Raw genomic sequence first — 23,521 nt, 5'->3', positions numbered from 1 at the left:
ATATAGGACGTAAAATTAGCCAAAAAGTTACAGGTTTATTCAGTAAAACTTTGTGTCCAACTCGGCAAAGCTGGGTGCTTATCACTGTCTAGCATTTGCCTCCAGGCTTCATCAGTTAAACGATTATCCATGTCTTGTTTAAATTCATAATAGCTAAATACCGGTCCGACTCCGAGTAAGATGCGATTATCAGGCAATTTATAAGCTGCTAACAATGTTTTAATATAGCCAACACCTTCTTCCAGAACTTTTTTAACATTGCCTTCAGTATGCACATCAGCCACCATCACTGATTTGAAAATCTGCGGATCAACATCACCGCCGCTTAAGGTGCTGATTAAATTTACCAGTGAATCGCCAAAATTCCTGATGAATTCATTTTCTTGATCGCTTAAAGCCTGATTGGCCAATTCTTTTTGTGACATGGTCTGAAGTTTTTCTAAAATACTGGAAAAATTTGTCAAAGCCGCGTCAATTTTTAAATTATCCATAGTATCCTGCGGCACTAATTTATCCAGGCCTTTTTTAGTCAGATTGGTTAAATTTAATAAACGCACATAAAATTCTGGCACTGGTTCAACATAGCCGACAATTGGAGGCGGTTCCCCTGCTCCCAATTCAGCAATCGTATAGCTTTGCTTAACATACAAAATAGTATCATGCCTTAATTCAGACCAGGACGCCAAGCTGGTATTTAATTCTTTGTCTTGCCAGGCAGCAGTCTGCATAAATGACTGATAACCTTGGCCATATTTAACCGGCAAACTATTTAAAACATACAGCCAATTATTATATATATTTTTATACCAATCCTCTTGTGGCATAGCCTCAATTTCTTTTTTCAGCTGGTCAAACTTGGTTTGATAATCACTGTATTTATCATCACCTATTTGGCTGATAACTTCTTTGGCTCGGTCTGAACCAAAGATTGCCAAAACATCCAAGCCTGTGGGAAAGCCTCTCACCTCCCTGCCTTCTGAACAGCCGGCTACCTGTGTTTTAACCCAGGTGAAAGGCCTGTTTTTTTGCGCTGCAGTAAAAGGATCATCCCAAGAAAATGTTAAAGGCAATTCCTGCGTTGGCAAAGGTGAAATTTCACCTGAATACTGGCCAGAATATGGCGAAACAATTTCAGAAAATAAATATGAGTCCAGGGCAAATCTTTGCCCCATTAACCGAAATCCTTTGGTCTGATTTAATAAAGTCTTGGCCTGAACTTTAAGATTTTGCACTTCAGAAGCCAAAAGCGGCGGACAAGACATGATCATTTGACATGCTCCCAAACCGCTATAAATTTTCGGCGCATAATTTAATTCATTTAGCTTATTTTTTAGCTCAGTAAATTTTGTTTCTAAATCCTGCACTGAAAAATTTTTGCCCAAAACAGCTTCAATGGCTTGGCCATATTCATAAGGGCCTAAATCATCGGAAAACCCGGCAAAAAAACCAGTAATAGCATACATTCTCTGCCAATGGTTTTGCAAATCCTGGCTGCCTAAAAATTTCGCGGCGATTAATTCTGCCTGCAAAGTCTGAATCTTAGCATCATAGTCTGAGACAATGCCTGTCCAGCGGCCATCACAAGCTGAATCATTTGGTTGCAATTGGTCAGTGCCATTTAATAAATCAGTCATGCGGCCAAACCAAATCATTGCCTGGAAATAATTTTTCAGCTTTTCTGACTTGGTATAATGTCCGCGCGGCACATACTGGGAGTAATCTTCTTTATAAACAAAAAGCGGCGAATTTTTCCAGCCCTCATGCCGGCTGATTAAATCTAATTCAGCAGCCACAGTATCTGTGACAATATCCGAGGTTTGAAAATTATATTTTTGTACATCTTCATTGGAAAAATATTTAAAGCTGGTTTTATCGCCATACTGCTCTTTCACGCCTTTAATGACCATCTGGCAAGTCGCCTCATCCATATATTGCTCGCAGTATTCGGCTTTTAAGGTTTTATCAGTAGCCACCTGGTCTGGCTTTGGTTTTAAAAGTTCCATGGCCACGCTTAGATAAGCCAGGTTGCGCTTGGCTGCTTCCTGCAAATCGCCTGTTGAATTGCTATAAACAGCCAGCGATTCATTGTATAATTCCTGGCTCATCTGCCAGACATCATCATAGAATAAATCTCGTTCTAATTTCATTAAAGTCGTATCAAAAAAAATGTGATAATAATGAAGCATGCTGTCTGAGGTGATAAAAACAGGCAATTCTTTTGATTCTAATTGGCCATAATAATCTGCAAAATCATCGGCTTTGGCTAAAAAATCCGCAGGGGTATCAATCACCACAAAGCCATTTTTCTGCAAAAGGTCATTGGCTGCCAAACTCAGGCCGATCTTTTTAACCACGTCCGAATAATTTTTAATATCCTGGTCAGCTTCTAATGGCAAATCGTACTTAGGAATCTTTGGCTCAATTACTGCTTTTTTTAATTCTAAATCATCTTTGGAAATTAGATTTTTATTAGCTACTGCCAAATTTGCAGTAATCGGCTCTAAATTTACTGTAGCATTTGTATTGGCATTTTGCTTCAAAATTGGCCAGCCAATCTTTAAATAATAAATAGCCAATCCTGCACTGGCTAAAACAACAATAACAATTATCAAAATAATTAATAATATCCCTTTTTGTTTAAGCATAGTAAATAATTAAAAATTAAAACTTTATATTTAAAAATTATAAATTATAAATTAAAAATTCATTTTAATTATACCATTCCTAATCTTTTCCTTTAATCCAAGACTAGATCTATTAGCCAAATCAGCTAAAAATTTATCGGCCTCAGATTTTTCCATTAGCTGCGGCTGAGAAAGTTTAGACTGCAAAGGAAATAATCTATAAACAAGCTTATCATTATTAATTTCCAAGCCCACTGCCAGGCCTTGCTGGGTATTTTTGGAAAAATACTGGTCAAAAACAAAATTTCCCAAAGAATAAAAAATTAATTTATTTTTATAAACTTCAATATTTTCTACCACGTGAGGATGATGGCCAATAATCACATCGGCACCGGCTTCAATCATTTGCCTGCCCGCTTTCTGCTGAAAATCAGTATTATTTGTTTGATATTCATTGCCCCAATGAATTGAAACTGCTAAAAACTTGATTTTATTTTCAGCTTTAATTTCAGTAATAGTTTTTATAATATCTTCGCTGGTGCAGGCAGAATTTGTTTTATTAAAAGCCAGCATCACCAGATAATCGTTCTGATAGGCAAACTTTTTGTCGCAACTATTGGGATCGCCTGCGAAATTTATCTTGCTGTCTTTTAAAAATTCCCGAGTTTGATTTAAGCCGTCAGAGCCCATATTTAAAATATGGTTATTGGCTAAGGAAACCAAATTAATGCCGTTGAAGTTCAAAGCTGTGGTTACTTTGGGAGAAAAAGCGAACTGCAAAGAATGAGCTGGAAACTGGGTCGGGTTTTTAACGATTGGCCCTTCCAGATTGGCAAAAACCAAATCCAGGCCTTTAAAAAACTGACCAATTTTCTCAAAGGGATAATTAAAGCTATTTTTGTTCATTAAAGCCTCTACATTGCGATCCAGCATCATATCGCCGACAAATAAAATAGTTTTAGCGCCTATTTTTTTAATGGATAAATTAGACTGCTTAAAAATAATAGTAAAATATGAAGTGGTTTTATTCAGATCAAGCGGAGCTAAAAAATCTAAAGAATTTTTATGTTCTAAAACTTCAGGCTTATCTTTTTTTTCTAATTGCGCATATAAACAGCTTGAGTAAAGGCATTGCCAGCAATCAACTTCCAGCTTAGGGAATTGCGGCTCGTCAAAATTTACAATTGCAGCCAAACTCTTGGCATCATGCAAATCAGCTGCCTGCCTGGGCAGATAATGGGAAAAATCAACGCTGGCAATCACCACGACCTTAGAATCTGCATGCTGAGCTAATTGTTTAGTAAAATCTGCGATCTGCGTTTGATTAATGTCAGCCGGAACTAAAAAAGGCAAAATCTTAACCTCGGGCAAATACTTTTTTATAAAATCCAAATGAGCCATAATGCCATGATCCAGATCTAAATCAGCGGAATTGAAAACAAATATTTTTGGGTCAAGTTTTGCCAAAAGATCCTGCGCAATTATTAAATCGCCAAATTTACTTTCTGCCAAACCAACAGTAATTATTTTAGGCGTCTCGCTTAGTTCACCTTTTTTAAAATGATCAGGGCTAATTAAAATTATTGTATCTGGTTTTTGTTCTCCAATTTTTTGCCAAAACTGGTCAATAATTGGCTTCGCAGCCAAATGATGCGGCACAATGCCTCCGGCAATTGATAAGCTCTTAGCAGGCGCGCTTTTTGGTGTTGACTCAACATTAATTACAGCCTGGCTTAATTTTGGCAAATAATAAAAAGCGACAGTAATGGGCGCAATTACTGCCAGTAAACTTATGAATACTAAATATATAAAAAACCTTTTGTTCATGGCTTAATTATAACAAAAAATCGCCATAACAGCGATTTTTTTTAAAATCCATTTTTAAGCTGCTTATTTGCCGGCAAAATATTCATTCACCAGATTGACGATTTTTTCCGGAGTATAATCTGTTTTTATCAGGTATTTGTCAGCTTTCAATTTCAGCCCCTGGTCAATTTCCTTTTCCAGGCTCAAATTAGACAAAATAAAAATCGGGATCTTCTCAGATTCGGGATTTTCTTTAAAATCTTTTAATAGGGAAAACCCGCTTCTTTGGGGCAGGATAAGATCCAAAAGAATCAAATCTATCTGCTTGTTTTCCTTGACCGCTGCCAAGGCTTTTAGCCCGTCAGCAGCAATAATGACATTGTAACCCGCATTTTTTAGCTTTAATTTATAAGTGTCGGCCAAATCCTGCTCATCTTCAATTATTAAAATAGTTTTCTCTTCCAGTTTCATAGATTTAAAAATTAAATTGTTAAAAAATATTTAATTGTTTATTTGATCATGGGCAATTCAAAAATAAAAACAGCGCCTTTGTCCAGGCCAGGGCTTTCAGCCCAAATTTTGCCATTGTGGACCTCAATCACGCGCCGGCAAAAATATAAGCCCAAGCCCGTGCCGGCAATCGCGATCTTTTTTTTGTCGCTGCCGCGGATAAACCTTTGAAATAATTCCTTAAGATTGTCAGGCTTGATGCCCAGGCCAGTGTCGCTAATGCTGACTCTGGCCAGTTTGCCGATTTTTTGGCTTTTAATTATAATCTTGCCTTGAGGCGTGTATTTAATTGCATTATCAAGTAAATTATCTATGACCTCGCCTATTAAATTCTTATCAAAATTAAACAGCCTGTTGTCTAAACCCGGCGAAAACTGAATTTGTATTTTCTTTTGTTTGGCTAAAGTCTCAAACATTGGCAGGTGCTCTTTAATGATAGGATCAAGATTACTTTTGCTCAGCTCAAGATTAAGTCTGCCTGTTTCAATCCTGCTGATATTTAAAAGCATTTTGACTAATTTGATTAATTTCTCGCTTTGCTTAAAGCCTCTTTGCCCATAATCAGACTGCTTCGCTGTGACTTTGCCCAAATCCCCGTCTTTTAGCAAAGAAAAAATATTTCTGATGACTGACAAAGGAGTCTTTAACTGGTGCGAGGCCACAGAAACGAATTCTGATTTGGCCGCGCTGATTTGCTTTAATTTTTGATTCGCCTGTTTTAATTGTTCTGTCCTTTCCGCCACTAAATCCTCCAAATTTTCATAAAGCAATGAAGTTTCCAACGCCAGGCCTAATTGCTTTGCAATAATGTCAAACCACTCAATATCCTGGCTGAAATATGGATTGTCATCAAGCTTATGTCCCAGACAAATTATGCCTAAAAGCTCTTTTTGGCCGAAAATCGCGATAACTAAATCACCTTTAAGCGCGTCCATTTCTAAAATCATCTTGCGCGCGATTTTAGTTTTATCCGCCGCTGCCTGCCATTCTAAATCGTCTCTGGCAATAATTTTGGAAACGCTTGACTGGCTGGTAAAATATTTAGCCAGATAACTGCCCTTGGCAGGCAAAAAATAAATCTTATTCTTATCAGCAGAGGAAATGCGGTAATATTTTTTTATGCTGGCCGAAAAATAAAAGCTGACCAAGTCAATTTTAAATGTTTTTTGCAGAAATTGCCGGGTTTTTTTGACTAGTTCGGGCAGTTTTATTTCCGTGGCAAAAATATAGCTTAATGTTTTCAGCGCCTCCTTGTAATCAATGGGAGCCTTAAAAAAAATTTTGTCAGTCAGTTTTGTGAATTTTTTTTCTAAAACAGGCAAAGTAAAAGAGAGGATAATCACGGTGAGGGCGGCGGAAAATATCAACCAATTCAGGGACAAACCCTTAGCAATAAAATTAACGGAAAAAACTATCAGCGCGTAAAGGACAGAAATTATTACCAGCAAAAAAGTAAAAACCAAGCTTTTTTGGATAATCACCCTGATATCCATCAGATGATGGCGCACCATGGCATAAGTTGTACTGCCGATAAATATAATAAAGCAATAGATGCCGATTCTTGAGACTTCAATCGGCAGGCTGTTTGAAAAAAATAAATTTATCACTGCGGTAATCAGGCCAGTTAGGCCGAAACTTACTAAAACGTAGATGACTTGCAATCTTTTTTGGCCGGTATAGCTCAAGTATTTTTTTATTAGGATATAACTGCCCCACATGATCATGCCCAGCAAAAAGATTGCATACGCTTCATACAGGCTCCCCTCCTCGTAACGGATGCCGCGATTTTTGATCGTAAAATTATTAAGCAGCAGATTGCTAAACGGCAAAATGGCAAACAGAGCGCAGACCGCGGCTAATAATATTTTTTTCCAGATTGCCAAAATTTCCGCCCGGTCAGGGAAATAAACCGCAAATAGCAGGAAAAAACTGACAATCAAAGGGCCGGTTGAAAAATCAAGCTTTAAAAAAAAAGCGGCCAGCGGCAAATAACTGATTTCGTTTTCCAAAAAATTAAAAACTATCCAGCTTAAAATGGCAAAAGCCAGAATGAAAAAAATTTGATTAATCTTGCCCTGAGGATTTTTTTTAAATACCAGCAGTCCCAAATAAAGGATCAGGATATCCAAAAGCACGGTAATAATTAAGCTGATAATAAAAGCCATAAATAAGTCCAAAAAATTAATTTACACTTCTCTTTTACTTGCCAAGAAAATAGTAATAGGTTAAATTTATAAATAATCAGACAGAGCTTAGCGGACCTTGAAAAAAATAGAAAGGAGGCATGATGAAAAATTTCAGCCGCAATCTTCTTTTTAGGATTCTCATTTTCTTAAAAATCGTCCTGGGCAAAAAAATATGCAGAAAAATAGTTTTCTTCTTAACCCGGGGCGAAGAGTTTGCTTACCTGGAATCTCTGTACTGTCCGGAGACAAATAAAGCCGAAAGCGTCGGGTATGTGCTTTTACCAGGTCCTTGTTCCTGGGGAAAATGCACGATGTGCGGATTCCAGCAGGCTGTCAAGGAATTCACCCAGGATATCCCTTTCTCAGGCAAAAATTTGGCCTTGATGTTTCAGCTGGGCCTGCAGCTGATCTCGGGTCCGAGAAAAATTATGATTTTTACCGGCGGAAGTTTCCTGGATCTGCCCTTGACTGCCCAGAAAAAAATTCTCACTTCTCTGAAAGATGACGCAAGCTGCCGGCATATTTTAATTGAGTCTAGAGCAGAGCTGATCAGTCTTGAAAAAATCATGGCGCTGAAAAAGCAATTAGGCCCAAAACAGCTGGAAGTGGCTATTGGCCTGGAAACTCAAGATGATGAAATCAGGCAAAAATGCATTAACAAAGGCTTTAGCCGGGCTGATTATCAAAAGGCTGTTAAAGTGCTAAAAGCCCAGGATGTCCTAGTTTCAACTTATGTATTTTTAAAGCCTGTTGGCGTCAACGAACGCCTGGCCATCGCTGAAGCGATTAAAACGATTGAATTTGCTTTTCAATCAGGCAGCGACAGTGTCGGTCTGGAGTCTGCCTTTGTCCAGCCGGGCACAAAAATGGCTGTAATCTACGAGCAGGGAATGTATCAGCCGCCCTGGCTGTGGAGCATCATTGAAGTGCTGAAAAAAACTCACCATTTGGGTCCGATTCAAATCGGCAATTTTGAAAATGAATATCCCCTGCCTTTGGCCGTGCCCAAAAACTGTCCGCGCTGTTCCGCTGCGATTTACAAGCAGCTAAAAAATTATCGCCAAATGCCAGACCTAAATTTGCTAAGCAATCTGACTTGCGCCTGCAAAAAAGAATGGCTGGAAAAATGTAATATTTAAAAAGATTTAAGCCTGACTGCTAAAAAGAAGTCAGGCTTTTTTTATTAGCTTAAAAACCGCCAATAGGGATTTACCCATTCCATCAAGACGCCGTAGCCAAGGCTGTCAGTGTCAACAGGCCAATAATTCGGCACCAATTTAATTAGTTTGCCGCCAGCTCTCATTAAAAATGAGACAACCGGCGAAACTGGCAGAATATTATTTTCTGCGACGCAAAGGCAGAGGAATTCCTGCGGGCTCATTTTGTCAGCAAACTCTTTATAGCCAAGCAGCCTGCCCACCCCAAAAGCCAATTTCAGTTTTAAGCCCACGACTAAAATGTGGGTAAACTCATTTAAAAAAGCCGAACCAAAACCATGGACATCCGGCAGCAGGCTCACATTTATGCCTAAAAGCGCTTTGCCGTCAGGCTTATGCGTGCTAATGGTTCCATTGCCGGTAAGCTCGGACCAGGAAGTGATTTTGTCTTCATCATCGCTGATTAGCATGCTGCAGCCGACGCCGACAATTTCCTTTTCCTTTTGCAGAACCCAATTGCCTTCGGGAAAAATCTTGATGCGACTGGTCATCATTTCCTCAGTCATGGCCAGATCTTCTGCGCCAAAACTCTTTTTATCCACTTCCACTATGCGGGGGATGTCAGCCAGGGTGGCTTGCCGCAGACTAAAACTGTGGCTGAGCGGAATGGTAATTTGCCTGCAAATTGCGGACAAATCCTGCCTGCTCAAATCTAAGACCTTAAACAACTCCATAATTCCTCCTCTTTTTTGGTTTTTTGCTGTTTTGTCAAAATACAGCCTGTCTTAATAAGATATAAAAAAACTAATTAAATTTTGGTTAAAAATTTATTAAATCTCACTAATTGCCTTCTCAATAATAAATTTTACAATTAAGCAGGTATTAAAAAAAACGCCCCAATGCAGGAGCGTCTGACTTATTTTATGATTTGCTCGTAAACTTCAAGCCAGTTTGTCTGTATTTGTTTTTGCGCTTCAGCCAAAGTCATCTGGCCTGTGCAGACTTGCCTGTGCAAATAATTCTCCACCCTGTCTTTTTCATGAAACCCTGGCCGAGGTTCGGCTGGTTCAGGCCAGAGGTTTTTGAGGTCATTGGATCCGCCTAATTCCAGGGGAATAAAGTGATCAACCTCGTATTCGCCTTTGGCGTGCGTGGTAATGCCATATTCCTGAAAGACCAAGTTTTTTGTTTTGGCAGTCACATTGCGCACTTTTTTAGTGTACCCTTTGACGCAAATATCCTCTTCAGTCACCTGAAAAATCGCACCTGGCGTGCAAACTGGATCAGGCAACCTGTCCTGCATCTGGCAGGTTCCAAAAATAACTGTCGCAGTTGTTTTTGAATAGATGAAGTTTCCCGAAATTAACAAGGTGCTGACCAGCAAACAAACAAAAACTACTTTTTTCATTGGATCCTCCTTGAGGTGAAATTATCAGGTGAAATGGTTAATGTCAATTAACACTTGCATCTCAATCAATAATTCTATACAAAAAGAAAATATACCCCGATAAAAATAACAAAAATCGCAATTAGCTTTTGGACAATCACTTTTTTCGTCAAAGTTTCCTTGCCGATTTTCGGCAAAAAAATCGTAATCAAAATTCCGTAGACAAAAACAAAAAGAGGCTGAAAGCCATTAACCACCAAAACCAGAGTCAGCGGCGCTAAAAGGCTGGCGAAATTGACTAAAAGCTTGGCAATGATATTTAAAAGTTCAGCCAAAAAATTTATGCTAAAAACAACTAGCCTGCCTTTCGCAATCGTGGCTAAAAATTGTTTTCGGTATAAACCAATACAGGTGAACAAAAATAAGCCAAAAAACGCGCCACCGATATATTCCCAAAAAGCAGTCCCCCAGTAATTTTGCTCCAGCGCAATTATTTTAAAAATAAGCGCGCTTAAAGCGCTCATAAATGAAGAAACAACCATCAGCAGAAAAGGCCTTAATTTTAAATTTATTTTTTTTGAAAGATCCAGAGAAATAATAACCGCGCCTAAAAGTATTAGAAGCGAGGCAAAAATTTGCTTAAGGCTTAGTGTTTCATTAAGAAAAAATAAAGCTAAAAAATAACTAAAAACTGGAATCAATTGAAAAAGCGTAGAAACCATGGAAGCCTCTTCTTTTTCCAGGGCATAAAGATATGGGATAAACGAAGCCACTAAAATCGCGCCGCTAATCGCAATAATCACAGCGCTTAAAAAATCAAAAGCCAAAACGCTGCGGTCAAAGAGTAGAATAAAAAGAGCAAAGATAAAGCCGCTTAAACTCGTAAAAATCACAAGCGAGCCAACGCCTTTGCCTACAAAGTATTTGGAGATAATGTATTTGTCAGCATGATTGACTAGCGCCCAAATAGCAGACGCTGCCAAAGAAATCCAAAACCATTGCATAAAAATGTCATTTATAATATAAATCTAACCTAATTATACCATAAAACTAAAAAACCGTTCTGAGTATCAGGACGGTTTTTTATATTATGCTATATCTAGTAATTTACAAAGTATTGGATATTGGCCTTGGCTTTTAATTCTGCAATATAAGTCTCGGCTTCGCTATTAAACTTTTGCGAACTTATTTCACTTTTTATCTGGTCATTGGTAGCTGCTTCCTGCCCTGTTGGAACCGTAATATTATTATCTTTAATGTATTGCGCAATTTCTTCATCAGCCACATTAATTTTGTCTGCCAGCAATTTTTCCAATTCTTTTTGCAAAACAATCCGCTCTTTTAAATCAGCCATGGTCATGCCTTGCGCTGAGAGAGCCTCATCCATCGTGCTGCCCATTGAGGCGACCTGATCTTCTATTTTTTTAATCTCGCCATTGACATCATCATCGCTGACACTGAGCTTATTCGCGCTGGCTGCGTTTTGCACCAGCTTTTGCGTAATCAAAGAATCTAATAAATTTTTGCCTGATTCTTTTTCCAACTTTTGAATCACGGCCAAGCGGCTAATGGGACTGCCATCAACAGTAGCGGCAATAACTAAACCTCTAAAAAAATACGCCAAAATGCCCACAACTACAATCACCGCAATTATAATAACTATTCTCAGGTTATCTTTAATAAATTTTTTTATTGCTTCCCCTTTTTTTATCTGCTTACTGTGAGCTTCTGGCAAAATTGTTATTTTCTCCGCTTCTGGCTGTAAATTTTGAGCATTGCCTGGTTGAGCTTGACTTGTTTCATTATCCATAAAATTAAGGTTAAATTTCCCGCCAAAGACGGAAATTATTAAAAATTATTAAAATATTTATTATTAAAACTTAGGAGCTCCACAATTTTGTAAATCCTTAAGTGTTAGAGGCTGGCCGTCTTTTGCCCGCTTTTGCATTACAGCACATGGCAACATAAGCGGCGAGGGTCGGCTGCCAGTGACAAAATCAGCCGTGGTTAGGCCGCCCCGATATTCGTAATGGGCAAAATCCCAATCATCACCTGCTTCAAGCCCGCAGAATGCTCCAATCTTGGCCAGTCTTTTCCAGTTTATATTGTATTCATGATTGCTATCAACCACGTCTGCGGCATAGCCAAAGTTGTGAATGCTTCTGCCGCCTGGCGCCTCGGTCACAATATCACCATCATCATTTCGTCCTTGATTATATATTTGATTCTGCTCCGCTACTGTCCGAAATCCTGAAGTAATCCGCAAAGAATAGCCATAAACAGCAGCGCTGGGGATGAAACAATCATTTATCTGGGTTAAAAAGTTAGGATTTATTTCTGTCGGTAAAGGAGCAAATGATTGTGTCACTGCATCACACATATTTTTTTGAGCCAAATCTCTATTATCCCGCAGATAATTTACATACAAAAATAAACCTGCAACACAAAATAAAAAAACACCCGCTACAATATAATAGAAATGTTTTGAAAAATAAATTTTGTTAATTTTTTGATAATAAGTAGTGATAGAATCGTAATTAAATCTTGGAGACATTTGCACTCTAGCTATTATAATATATTACGATTAATCTTCTAGATTTGGTGCATTTGGCTGGTCATCACCAGCCGTAGCTCGCCAAGCTTAAATTGAGTAGTGGCTCGCCTATGCAAAAAGTGCGTGAGCACTTTTCGCTTCGGAGAGCGAAGGCTGAACAATCCGGTCTAGGACCTGTGTTATAGGGATATTTTAAGGAATTTTGAGATTCTTTTCAAGAGCTGATTTGAGGCACCTGGGTCGGGCTATTTAAGCACAAAATGAGACACTATAAAAAGCGCTAAAGCGCTTCTTTTGACAACCTAACTAAATTAGTGTTAAGTTATGAATGGATGAAATATGGCAGTAAAGCATATCTCATTACCAAATTCTATGAAAGGAGGTACACATGAAACGATTCCGGATTCTGAATCGCGGCAATTGTGGCGTCATCGTCCTGACCAAAGAATCGCAGGGCGTGATGTACTATCGGGGTCAGTGACTCAATGGCCAGGCAGGGTGGGTTCAACCTCCCTGCCATTTTTTAAAAAAAGGAGAAATATCGATGAGTAAAGTGACAATGTCCGAAGAACCTTCGTGCTATAGCCGAGATGACAATGCTATAGTAATTTTTCCTTCAAGACCTTACTGGTTTTCGGCATCTAATGAAGTCATTGATATCCTCAAAGCTTTTAATCTTGGGGAGTCATCGCAAATCATTGAAAAAATTGCTAGCATTTTGTCTGTTTCAATAATAGATGCGGAAGTTGTCTATTCCGATCTAAAAGATTTGCTTTATTCCTCGGGAGTTTTGGCTATTGACGGCGAAATGGCTCAAGCTAAAGAATATTCCCCCGACTTCCAGGTTAATGAAGTAGAAAATGTATTGGTCATTGCTACTACCCAGCAATGCAATATGACCTGTCCGATGTGCTATGCAATGGCCAGCCAAAAGATGCCAAGTGAAATGACAACTAAACAAATAAAAATGGTTGTCGATCAACTCACTAAAATGCCTTGGCAAAACGGCATTTCACGCGTAGCTCTAACAGGTGGCGAGCTATTTACGCGTCCAGATGCCCTAGACTTAATTGAATATGTCCACAACCAAGGTTTTTTTGTCCAAGTCAATACCAACGCCACACTGCTTACGAAAAACCAAATCGCCAAGCTGGCTGAGTATCCAAGACTAAAGATGTCAATTTCGCTTGATGGCTGCCAAAAAGCCACACATGAGTACATCAGGGGCAAAGATACCTTTAATCTCACCATAAAAAATATAAGAGCACTTTGCCAAAGCGGTGTGTCTGTGGCTATAAATATGTTCGTTCATGCTGAAAACATTGACGACATGAAAGGAACGATGATTTTAGCCAACTCGCTTGGCGTGGAAGGGTTTAATTGCCTAAATATGATGCATGTAGGCCGAGGCAATAGCAAGAAAACCAAACAACTTCTAATTCCAGTGCCTTTAGCCACTTTCTACCGAAAAGTGTTTGAAGCGATTCGCAATGAGCCAAGATTGCAAGAGTTGATGATGTGTTCTACTTTTGCTAATCAAATCATGGGCATTGCGGGAGGAGTGAAAAGCTATAGTTGTGGCATCGGCACGAATCGAGCTGTTTACGTCAAAGCTGATGGAACCCTTTACCCCTGCGCAGACACAGCATTACAGGACTTTAAGCTGGGGAACCTTCTGGATACTAATCTTGCCGATATTTGGGAAACCTCACCCATTTTAAAGGAACTCCGCACTTTAAACATAGATTCTTTAAACCCCAAATGTTCGGCATGCGATGTGCGGTATTTGTGCGCCGGTAATTGTCGCGGAGAAAATTACCAGACGACTGGAGAACTCAAAAGCCCGCACTTTAAATGCGAAGAAATTCACGATTCAATACTGGAATTAATGTGGATACTTACTGAAGAACCTGATCTTTTCAAGTGCAAAGTCAACCAGCTATATGCTACAGTTAATTCCCATGCGACAACAGCATAAAGCTCGCAAACATAAATCGCTTAAGTTCAAGAACCTAAGCGATTTTTTTTGCTAATATTATTAATCTGGGGCTTTTAACCGAATACTTGCTAAATTTATAATCTCCCCAAAAATCTTTAATGAAAAAACCAGATGCCCTCAGCCATTGTTCCCACAAAGGTAAGACGGGGTATTTTATGCGCAAATTGTTTTTTTTAACAATAAGCTCCAAGCGGCTAGCGTCAAAATCAAAACCCGAATCGTGATTTTTAGAAAGGTAGGCAAGGATTCTGAAAATATTATCCGTGTCGAGAAGAACCATTCCCCCTACTTTCATATTATGACTTATAGAGACAATTGCCTTGGGCAAATCAATATCCGCCAAATCAGAAAAAAACCAATAGGCTTTGCTATACTTTTTTTTCAAATTTAGTTGTTCAACATTAGCTTTATAATAATTAGGTCTTCCCCTTGATAATTCTTTTTCCCCTGCCCTTGCCTTATCAAGCAAGTATTGGGAAAAATCAACACCGTCTACTTGATAACCCTTTTCCGCCAAAGCGTTGCTATGACGCCCCTGGCCGCAAGCAATATCTAAAATGACATCACTCTTTTTTATATCAAGCGCCCTAATTAAGAAAAGCAGATCCTTTTTGATATCCGCCGAACGTAAAAATGTGTCATGCTCCCTCAGGTATCCGCCTGTCTCCCCATAGTATTTAGACAAAAGATTTGTAGCTCTAATCATAAAAATAAGTTTATTATTTTACACCGTATTTATTCATAATATCAATAAAGGCATCGAGCCAATTTTTCTCCCAGTCGTGGGGGGAACCCTTCTTTCCCGCCAATTCCGGGATTATTTGCGATACTGTTTGAAGCAAAAAATTATAATCCATCGCCCGAATGTCATTATGACCATTTATTGTCGGATCAAATTTTTCATTAGCAAACATGATTTTTTCAGTATAGAATAACGTTGTTAAATCGTAGTAGTTGTTATTTATCTGACAGTTTTCCCAATCAATAATATATACTCTTCCGTTCGAAACAATCAAATTATTTCTCCAGTAATCTCCATGAACAAAAACCTGGGGTAACTGGCTCAAGTAATCAATTGCTTGAACAAATAAATCCATATTCTCAGAAATTTTATCCGCAGTCGGCTTTAACAAAGGATTCCTCCTAATATCAATAAGCAATTTGTCTATAAAATGGATAATTTTGTCTTTGTCTCTGTATTCCCCCGCAAACATGACCTTGTCCTGTTTTGCAATGCCAATTCTCTGCAATTTCTCGAGCGGACTTAACATCTGCTCAGTGTTAATTTCCATTTCATCTTTTTTTAAAAAAGAAAAAACTTCAAAATCATTAACCCTCCCGAAATACCGCGGTAAATCAAAAGTGACCTCATCTGCCATGACATGATAAAATAGCGCCTCTCTATTGTTAGTATTGTCCCCAAGTAACGGACTGCGATTACGTTGCTTTTTGAAAATAAAATTTTCTTTTTGTCCCAACTTATTCGTCCCATTAACCAATAAGATGTTGGACTGAATTTCTTTTAATTGAATATCAGATAATAAAAGTTTATCGCTTATCGCGCGGAGCAGAACGAAATTTTTGAATTCACTGATATCGGGTCTCTTTATTTCGGGCATAAAATAATTTTACGATTCGGTTAGAATTTTAAATTGATATCAGCGCCATTTCAACATTTAAGTTCCTTATCGATAGACATATATTAATTCGTTTATAAAATATTGTTGAACATAAATCATTCTTGCCAAGAGAAAAAATGTGCGCTTAAGCATACCTTCTGCGGATAAATATAGGACTGGGGAGGTAGGGATCGAACCTACGAATGCCTGCTCCAGAGGCAGGTGCCTTACCACTTGGCTACTCCCCAATATAGAAATATCAAATGACAAATAACAAATGACAAAAAAATTAAAATTTTTAATTTTGAACTGCAAATTTAAACTTTTAACTTTGAATTTTAAACTTATTCCACCACCTTCCCTCCAAACGTCTTAACCAAATTATCAATCATAGCTTGCTGTTCACCGTTAACAGGGCTGGATATTTCTTCCACTAATTCAACCTCATCAGACTTAGTTTCTTCTTTAATAAAATCACTTTCATAATCCTTGGGCAAAAGGCTGGTCGCAACAATAATTTGCTCATTAAAAAATTCTGCTAAAATATTTTCCACTGCGTCTTTAACTTTAGCCTGGTTCACACGCTGTTCATGAAAAGGATATTTAAAGCCGATCTTTAAGATATTACCGTTTAATTCTAAAGGTTCTGATACTTTTAGAATAAAAACTAAAGATGCATTGGTCTCCTGGAGTTTTACTAAAAAATTATGCCATTTATTTTTTATTTTGTCAAGACTTATATTTATCTTTTTGTTTAAGTCGCCTTTATTCACAGAAATTGAATTTTTTAAAGTGGCGCTGTTCGCACCACCTGTATTTTCTTTTCCTTTGTCTGCCAATTTGCTGCCTGAAATTGCTCCTCCGCCCGGCGGGAATTTCCCATCTTTCTTGTCCTCCGAAGCTTCGCCAGAAGCAAAGGAGGAACCTTTGCCGCAATACTCTATCACTGCGATTTCTAAAGGCAGCTGAGGAATAGCCGCTGTTTTTATTTCAAATTTTTTTGAGCTAAATGAATTAATCAAATCAACCAGTTCTGCCGCTTCAAATTTCTGCGAGACCTCCAGTATGGCTTTTTCCATTTTTTCATCCAATTCAAAAGAATACGATTTTAAACTTCCGCTGATTTTTGCCAAAATTATTTTGCGTAAAAATTCCACCAAGTCATCAACAAACTTATTAAGATCAACGCCTTCCTGCACTAATTTATTAATTAAGGTAATGCTGGCTTCCAAATTTTTATAGACTAAATATTCAACAAGCTCTAGAACCAAATTATAATTTGAAGCAGGAATGATTAAGCTGGCTTCTGCCCTGCCAATTTCCTTTTCACCAAGCGAGAGAATTTGTCCGAGCAAGCTCTCAGCATCGCGCAAAGAACCTTCGCTAAAGCGGGCGATATCAGTTAAGACATCACTAGTGACTTTCACGTTTTCCTGCTGGCACATCCAGCTTAAGCGCTTAATTAAATCATCAGCATTAACTTTTTTAAAATCAAATCTCTGGCAGCGGGAAATAATAGTGGCTGGCACTTTATGCACTTCAGTCGTAGCTAAAATAAATATGGCATGAGCCGGCGGTTCTTCCAGGGTTTTTAAAAGCGCATTAAAAGCCGAGATTGACAGCATGTGCACTTCATCAATGATAAACACTTTGAATTTTCTTTTAGCAGGAGTAAAACGCGCGTTGGCAATAATATTCTCGCGCACATTATCAACTCCTGTATGCGAAGCTGCATCTATTTCCAAAATATCCAAATCATTGCCAGCAGTTAATTCCAAGCATGAATCACACTGACCGCAAGGTTCGCTTTCGCCTTCCTGGCGCTTTTCGCAATTAATTGCCTTGGCTAAAAGCCGCGCCGTGGTAGTTTTACCGATCCCGCGCGGGCCAGTAAAAAGATAAGCATGGCTAACTTTGCCAGTTTCAATTTCATGCTGCAAGGTCACTTTAATGTGATTCTGGCCGGTTAATTCCTGCCAGGTCTGCGGCCTGTATTTTCTGTATAAAGCTAAAGACATGTGATAATAGGTTTTAGAGGTTTAAGAGGAGCTAAATGTGTATAAGTTTAGAGATTTTAACGTTTTAGCTCTTAATTGATAACTCTATTTTAAGCGAATTATGGGATAAAAGCAAGGGCGAAAAACCCCAGTTTCCCGGGGTTTTATATATTGTATTATGGCAAATTCCTGGAACCCGATAGAACTTGTTATTTGCTGCAATAAAAACACTACTTTCTTACATCCGCTTTAATAATTTTTATAATTTCTGGAAACTCAGATATTTGAAAATGTCCTGCAATGTGGTCATATATAATAATATTTGCATTTTTTAACTTGGCGGCATATTTTTTAGCTTGAGACGGAGGAACCACGGGGTCGTTCTTTGAAAAAAGCAGATAAAGCTTTTTAGAATTTTTTTCGATTTTTGATATATCTTTTTTCAAAGTAAACCCGCCAACCAAATCTTCGCCCGGAAGCGAGTTGTCAAATGGAGGACAGATTAAATATGTTGCCCTTATCTTTTTGGGAAATGTATTTTCAGATAAATATTTGGCCAAAAATATACCGCCAAGAGATTCGCCAATCAAAATAATATTGTTTTTTAATTTTGGGATATATCTTTCAAAGTGAGTCGCCCAATCGTAATATTTAGCATTATCCTGAAGTGGCATTCTGGGTCTTATAATCTGGAAATTTCTGCCTAGTTTTTTTTCCAAGTAGGCGTCGCTCCACTTCATCTTCTTTTCGATAGTTACATCTCTGTTTTTTAAAAAATGCAAATAATCCCTTTTATTTTTAAAAGTCATTCCTCCATGTATATAAAATATCTGAGTTTCTTTTTTAGGCATATTATTTTGAGTGTTTTTATCTTTGCGTCTAACTCTATTTTAAGCCAAACGGATCAGAAAATCAAGGCGAATAAAAACAAAGAATCCCCGGACATTTGCCAAGGGAATTCTTTGCCATGCTTAAATATTATTATTTTTCGACCTTTTTGCTAAAAATTATTGGGAAATCATCTGGGCTGCCTGCATCATCTGCTTATGTTCAGCCATCTGCGCATTCATTGAATTAACCAAATCTTCAATTTCCTTTTTATCATCCTGCACGGAATTTATGCCTTGTTCAATTTCACTTTCACGATTTTTTAAAAATTGCAGATGCTGGACCATAATCTCATTCATTCTGATAATCTCCTGCTCAAATTGCTGTTTCTCGGTTAATTGGTCAAAATTATCATTAAGATAATTTTGCTTTTGTGCCCGCAACTCATTAATAGTCTGAGCAAAAGCTGCTTTCATGTTTTCCATTGCCAGCTTTTCCTGAGTTGTTAAAACCTGAACATCATTATTGTGGGCTTTTATTTTTTCCCATTCAGTTGCCCGTTTTTGCAAATGAATAATAATAATCTGATGCCTTTGGACCTGATTTCTGGCCAGGGCCAGATTAAAATCCTCTATTTTTCTATTGACCGGATAAAGCATATCGCCGGGCAATGATTGGGTCGCTGCGTAAACACTTGAACCGCCTAAAAGTAGCATGGCAACCAAAACAATTGTGCCAGAGCTTGCCAATCTAAAAATTTTTAATTTAAAAAGCTCTTTGCCTATATTTAATCGATCGGCTGATAAATTTGTTACAGGCTGATTAATTTGCCGCATTAATTTGTCTCTGGTGGCATTCTGCGGCAAATCTAAAACTACAAACTGCTGGTTTGTTTTGGTTAATAAATTTTCAATTTTGGCTTTTTTATTATTCATATATTTTTAATAATTTACCCAATCTTTTTATCGCCCGATGCGCAATCACCCGTACTCCGACTGCAGTTTTGCCTGTAATTTTAGCTATCTGCGCATAATCCAAACCATCAAAATAGCGCAGCGTGATTATATTTTGCCATTCAACAGGCAAATTATGGATGCTCCTTTTAACCTCGGCAATTTCCTGCTCAGCTTGATTAAATTCACTGCCAATATAATTTTCAACTTCAGTCAAAGAAACTTTAGTTTTTGCCTGCCGATAATAATCAATCACTGTGAACCTGGCGATTTGAAATAGCCAAGTGGAAAATTTCGCTGTTTTTTGCTCTTTATATTTAGTCAGATTCTGCCAGACTTTCAGAAAAACGCGGCTGGTCAGATCTTCAGCTTCTTCCCTTATTTTAGTCCTAAAAAAGATGAATTTATACACACGTTCAAAAAACAAATTATAAATTTGCGTAAAAGAACTCTGGTCCCCTTGCTGGGCCTGCAATATTAAATTTTGTATTTCTTTTTCTGAAAGATTCATAATCTTTCGTTATAACTTATTAAACGCCAAAGCCAAATTTTTGTTACAGTTATAAAAATCCCAGTTCCCCGGGATTTAAATGTATCAGTGTTATCTGTGATAAAAAATCTGTGGTTTGACTTACTTTTTTACCACATTTTCCACAGCCGCCCATTTACTGACAGCATCTTTAGGCACCAGAATTACTGCTTCATCGCCAGGCTGGCCTTTAAAATAAGTGACACTGGCTGGCAGTACTTTCCATTTCTTTTTTTCAGCAGCTACAAAATAATCCCCATTTTTATCCAGACCAATCGTACCCAGGATCTTTTTTCTTTCCACCGGGCCTATTTGTTTATAAAGGAAATCCCCCCGGCCATTGATCGTTAATTTTAGAATATCGCCTTCAACTAATTTTGATTTGGAAGCATAATTGGCTGGCACGGCATATTCCTGGCCATCGGGTCCAATCATTTTTTCTCCGTCAAAAACACCTTCAATTACTCTTTCTCCACCCATGACCTCTAAATCTCTTTCAGCCTCTTTTAAAGTCTGAGAAATTCCCTGTAAAGAATTGTCCCAGTCTTCCATTTCTTCCGGGCCTTGTTCTAAAATCTGGATAACCTTGCCCAAATTCTCATGGATGTTCCTTAAAATTTTTTGGATCAGCAGATATTTGCTTTGCGACAAAATAATTGACTCTGAGTTTTGATTTTTGTTTTTCATGGGTTTATTTTTTATTTATATTGTTTAGGTTATATGAGGTTATATAATGTTATATTAAGTTTTATGAGGTTGCTTCTGGTTTTATGCAGCATCATAAACGTCATAAAACTTCATAAAACCTCCTTAAGCGAAGATATCCTCATTTTCTTCTTTAGCCACTGTCTTTTTTGTTCTTTCAATAATTTCCGCTTCCACAATATTTCTGTCTCGGCCGTATTTCAAACGGGAAAGTTCTTTAATGGCCTGGGCTAATTCAGGATTAGCTTTTGGCCTTGTTTCAAACGGCATCAGCTGAAAACTAAAAGGCGGCACAACTTTGCCCAAAATCAGAGGCTTAATAAAGCCGTTTAAATTCGGCACGTTCATCACATCATATTGGTTGAAAACCGGCGCAAATTCTTTGGCAAAAATTTCCGCATCTTCCACGCCTACTCGGAAAGCTACTTTGCTGCCCACATTGCCAAAAATCGCGTCTTTAAATCGCGTGTCATTATTCTTTACCAATTGGCCGATAAATTGATGGGCAATCGTTAAGCACAATCTATACTTCCTGGCTTCTGATAAAATCACCTGAATGCCCTCAGTTAAAAAATTCTGGAACTCATCAATATATAAATAAAAATCTTTTCTTGATGCCTCAGGCTGGTCTACTCGGCTTAAAGCAGCCAAAAGGATTTTCCCCACAATTACCATGCCTAATAAATTAGCATTAATTTCGCCAAGCAAGCCCTTAGACAATTTCACCATAATAATCTTTTGTTCATCCATGGCTTTTCTGAAGCTGAATGCGCTTTTTTGCTGGGCGATAATTGGCCTCATCACGTCATTGGCAATAAATGAAGTTAATTTGGAAGTAATATAAGGCACCATATTAGCTAAAGCAGCTTCACCGCCTGCCTTTTCTGCTTCTTTTTCCCAGAAATCTTTAACTACCTGAGTTTTGGTTTTGGACAATTTATATTTTCTAAAATCTTCATCTGATAAAACTTTGGAAACTTCTAACAAAGTAGAGCCTGATTCAGGATCTTCCATGTTTAAAAGCATGGTGTTTCTCATATACTGTTCAAAAATCGGACCGCCGGTTGTTTTTAAATCATACAATTTATCAAAGACATTCATCATTTCATTTATCACCATTGTCTTTTGTTCAGGATTTTCAAATTCCATCATATTTAAAGCCATTGGCCTTTGCGTATCTGAAGGATCAAAAAGAATTACATCTTCAGCCCTTTCTTTGGGGATATATTGCATGATCGTGTCAATTGTATCACCATGAGGATCAATGAAACAAACGCCTTTGCCATTAGCAATATCCTGGATGATCATATTAATTTGCAACTGCGATTTACCAGTACCAGTTTGACCTATAATATAAACATGGCGGCGGCGATCATCATCTGTTAAGCGTATTTCTCTATTTATGCCGCGAAAATCATTATAGCCGATTAAAAGTCCTTCGCTGGGCAATTCAGCCGGCGGAGCAGCTTTTCTGGCCTGCAACCAGATGATATTCGGCGTTTCAGTGTGACCCAAAGGAAAATGATAAACAGAGGTGATCTCTTCTGTATTCATGATCATCTTAGCTTTATCATCAAACTCACGAAAAATAAAATCTTTGATTAATTTATTTTTATTCGGTGAATATCTTTTAAAAGCATTGCCGTATTCATAAATATTAAACTGGCCGAAACTATTTAAAATATTTTCCAGATACATATTCGCCTTTTCTTGATTTTCTGCGGAGACAATGACCCTGATGTTTGCTTCCAAGCCGCCCTTGGCTGATTTTTCTTCAATGCCTTTCAGAATTTCCTCTTCCAGGGAAGACAACTGGTAAGGTTTGAGCGGCTCCTGACCTGCCACAGGTTTTGGCGGACTGCTCCAGCCCTGAAAAAACTTTAAGATTTTATCTAGTGAGAAAAAACTGCCCCCTGCTTCTGAGATTGCTTCGCTGACTTTTTTGCCCTGATGCGCGATTGAAGCAGCCTGGCGACCCCACCTATGCCATTTGGGGTTGGCTGATCTGAGCACGACCTGAATAGCCGCGCCTGAATTTTTATCCAGTTTGCTTAAGGCGCCGGTTAAAGCATTCAAAGAATCTGTTTCCAATTTTCTATAAGTTTTAATAGGGTAAATATATTCTTTCCTGAATTTGAGCATAGAGCCGGCTATCACGCCCTGCGGGCTAAAAATATTATAATCTTCTACTTCTGCCACAAAAGCCTTGGGGAACTGGGCCATTATCTGCTGTTCAATAAAATCTTTCCAATTTTGCGGCACCACCGCATAAAAATAAATCAAGCCATCTTTCAAAACTATTTCCAAAGATAAATGATCAGTGCGGTTAATAAATTCGTATTTCAAGCCTTTCTGCGCCGGCAAACCTGCGATATTGGCAAAAAAGGCTTCCATGGTCGCAATCTTTTCTGCTAAATCTTCCTGGGTTTTTGGCTGAGTCCGCTCGCCTGTTTCCACGATTTCATATTTTGGCACCTGGATTAAAAGTACTGCCTGCTTAAAGCTGGCTGAATTTTTTAAAATTTTCTTTAATATTTTTTTAATTAAAAAAAACAGCAGCCACAGGATCAAAACACCGACAAATATAACTAAGCCTAAAAGGATGTATAATTTAGGGCCGCTGATTTCAAAATTAGCTAATTGAATGAAAAAATTATCCATTTGTTT

Annotated in this window: 19 protein-coding genes and 1 tRNA gene; 2 read left to right on the top strand and 18 right to left on the bottom strand. The window is 38.1% G+C overall.

Annotation, left to right across the window (positions count from 1 at the left end):
- Positions 1-35: 35 nt before the first annotated feature.
- The 4 genes from WC460_05095 to WC460_05080 all read right to left on the bottom strand — a co-directional run bounded on the left by WC460_05095 (position 36) and on the right by WC460_05080 (position 7,105).
- The gene (locus WC460_05095; protein ID MFA5188709.1) at positions 36-2,645 is read right to left on the bottom strand and encodes a DUF3160 domain-containing protein; all 2,610 of its coding nucleotides are present in this window, start codon (positions 2,643-2,645) and stop codon (positions 36-38) included.
- Between the two features lie 51 nt (positions 2,646-2,696).
- The gene (gene amrB, locus WC460_05090; protein ID MFA5188708.1) at positions 2,697-4,451 is read right to left on the bottom strand and encodes an AmmeMemoRadiSam system protein B; all 1,755 of its coding nucleotides are present in this window, start codon (positions 4,449-4,451) and stop codon (positions 2,697-2,699) included.
- 63 nt (positions 4,452-4,514) lie between these two features.
- On the bottom strand, positions 4,515-4,901 hold the full coding sequence (locus WC460_05085; GenBank protein MFA5188707.1) for a response regulator: 387 nt from the start codon (positions 4,899-4,901) through the stop codon (positions 4,515-4,517).
- A gap of 38 nt (positions 4,902-4,939) precedes the next feature.
- Positions 4,940-7,105, bottom strand: coding sequence for an ATP-binding protein (locus tag WC460_05080; protein ID MFA5188706.1), 2,166 nt, complete (start codon positions 7,103-7,105; stop codon positions 4,940-4,942).
- A 122-nt stretch (positions 7,106-7,227) separates the two neighbouring features.
- On the opposite strand from WC460_05080, the gene WC460_05075 reads away from it, so the two are divergent.
- Entirely contained in the window at positions 7,228-8,265 is a 1,038-nt protein-coding gene (locus WC460_05075) for a radical SAM protein (GenBank protein ID MFA5188705.1), read from the top strand.
- Positions 8,266-8,309: 44 nt separating this feature from the next.
- Here the strand turns inward: WC460_05075 and WC460_05070 are convergent, their stop codons facing one another.
- From WC460_05070 to WC460_05050, 5 genes are all read right to left on the bottom strand, one after another.
- Positions 8,310-9,017 carry a hypothetical protein gene (locus WC460_05070; protein MFA5188704.1) on the bottom strand — a complete coding sequence of 236 codons (708 nt, stop codon included), beginning with the start codon at positions 9,015-9,017 and terminating at the stop codon, positions 8,310-8,312.
- A gap of 182 nt (positions 9,018-9,199) precedes the next feature.
- Entirely contained in the window at positions 9,200-9,691 is a 492-nt protein-coding gene (locus WC460_05065) for an HNH endonuclease signature motif containing protein (protein ID MFA5188703.1), read from the bottom strand.
- A 74-nt stretch (positions 9,692-9,765) separates the two neighbouring features.
- Positions 9,766-10,674, bottom strand: a complete 909-nt coding sequence (locus WC460_05060) for a DMT family transporter (protein MFA5188702.1) — start codon at positions 10,672-10,674, stop codon at positions 9,766-9,768.
- Between the two features lie 95 nt (positions 10,675-10,769).
- Positions 10,770-11,480, bottom strand: coding sequence for a SurA N-terminal domain-containing protein (locus WC460_05055; protein ID MFA5188701.1), 711 nt, complete (start codon positions 11,478-11,480; stop codon positions 10,770-10,772).
- Between the two features lie 63 nt (positions 11,481-11,543).
- Entirely contained in the window at positions 11,544-12,050 is a 507-nt protein-coding gene (locus tag WC460_05050; GenBank protein MFA5188700.1) for a M15 family metallopeptidase, read from the bottom strand.
- Positions 12,051-12,768: 718 nt separating this feature from the next.
- Here WC460_05050 and WC460_05045 point away from each other — a divergent pair.
- On the top strand, positions 12,769-14,202 hold the full coding sequence (locus tag WC460_05045) for a radical SAM protein (GenBank protein ID MFA5188699.1): 1,434 nt from the start codon (positions 12,769-12,771) through the stop codon (positions 14,200-14,202).
- Positions 14,203-14,236: 34 nt separating this feature from the next.
- Here WC460_05045 and WC460_05040 read toward each other — a convergent pair whose 3' ends face one another.
- The 9 genes from WC460_05040 to WC460_05000 all read right to left on the bottom strand — a co-directional run bounded on the left by WC460_05040 (position 14,237) and on the right by WC460_05000 (position 23,515).
- Positions 14,237-14,929, bottom strand: coding sequence for a class I SAM-dependent methyltransferase (locus WC460_05040; GenBank protein ID MFA5188698.1), 693 nt, complete (start codon positions 14,927-14,929; stop codon positions 14,237-14,239).
- 13 nt (positions 14,930-14,942) lie between these two features.
- Positions 14,943-15,842: a phosphotransferase gene (locus WC460_05035; protein ID MFA5188697.1), complete on the bottom strand. Its 900-nt coding sequence runs from the start codon at positions 15,840-15,842 to the stop codon at positions 14,943-14,945.
- A 176-nt stretch (positions 15,843-16,018) separates the two neighbouring features.
- A tRNA-Gln gene (locus WC460_05030) sits at positions 16,019-16,090 on the bottom strand.
- 96 nt (positions 16,091-16,186) lie between these two features.
- Positions 16,187-17,860: a DNA polymerase III subunit gamma/tau gene (gene dnaX / locus WC460_05025; protein ID MFA5188696.1), complete on the bottom strand. Its 1,674-nt coding sequence runs from the start codon at positions 17,858-17,860 to the stop codon at positions 16,187-16,189.
- A gap of 209 nt (positions 17,861-18,069) precedes the next feature.
- Entirely contained in the window at positions 18,070-18,690 is a 621-nt protein-coding gene (locus tag WC460_05020) for an alpha/beta hydrolase (GenBank protein MFA5188695.1), read from the bottom strand.
- Positions 18,691-18,846: 156 nt separating this feature from the next.
- Positions 18,847-19,602 (bottom strand): DUF5667 domain-containing protein, encoded by a 756-nt coding sequence (locus WC460_05015; GenBank protein MFA5188694.1) that lies wholly within the window; start codon positions 19,600-19,602, stop codon positions 18,847-18,849.
- The gene (locus WC460_05010) at positions 19,595-20,131 is read right to left on the bottom strand and encodes a sigma-70 family RNA polymerase sigma factor (protein ID MFA5188693.1); all 537 of its coding nucleotides are present in this window, start codon (positions 20,129-20,131) and stop codon (positions 19,595-19,597) included. The genes WC460_05015 and WC460_05010 overlap by 8 nt, the downstream gene beginning before the upstream one ends.
- Positions 20,132-20,251: 120 nt before the next feature.
- On the bottom strand, positions 20,252-20,836 hold the full coding sequence (locus WC460_05005; GenBank protein ID MFA5188692.1) for a hypothetical protein: 585 nt from the start codon (positions 20,834-20,836) through the stop codon (positions 20,252-20,254).
- Positions 20,837-20,959: 123 nt separating this feature from the next.
- A complete protein-coding gene (locus WC460_05000) occupies positions 20,960-23,515 on the bottom strand; it encodes a type IV secretion system DNA-binding domain-containing protein (GenBank protein ID MFA5188691.1) in 2,556 nt (851 codons plus the stop codon).
- Between the last annotated feature and the right edge of the window lie 6 nt (positions 23,516-23,521).

This window comes from Patescibacteria group bacterium (assembly GCA_041651155.1).
In the GTDB taxonomy this organism is placed as follows: Bacteria; Patescibacteriota; Patescibacteriia; order CAIXNZ01; family CAIXNZ01; genus JAPLYF01.
Note: the sequence above shows the minus strand (reverse complement) of the source record. Positions and strands in the feature narration are given on the sequence as shown.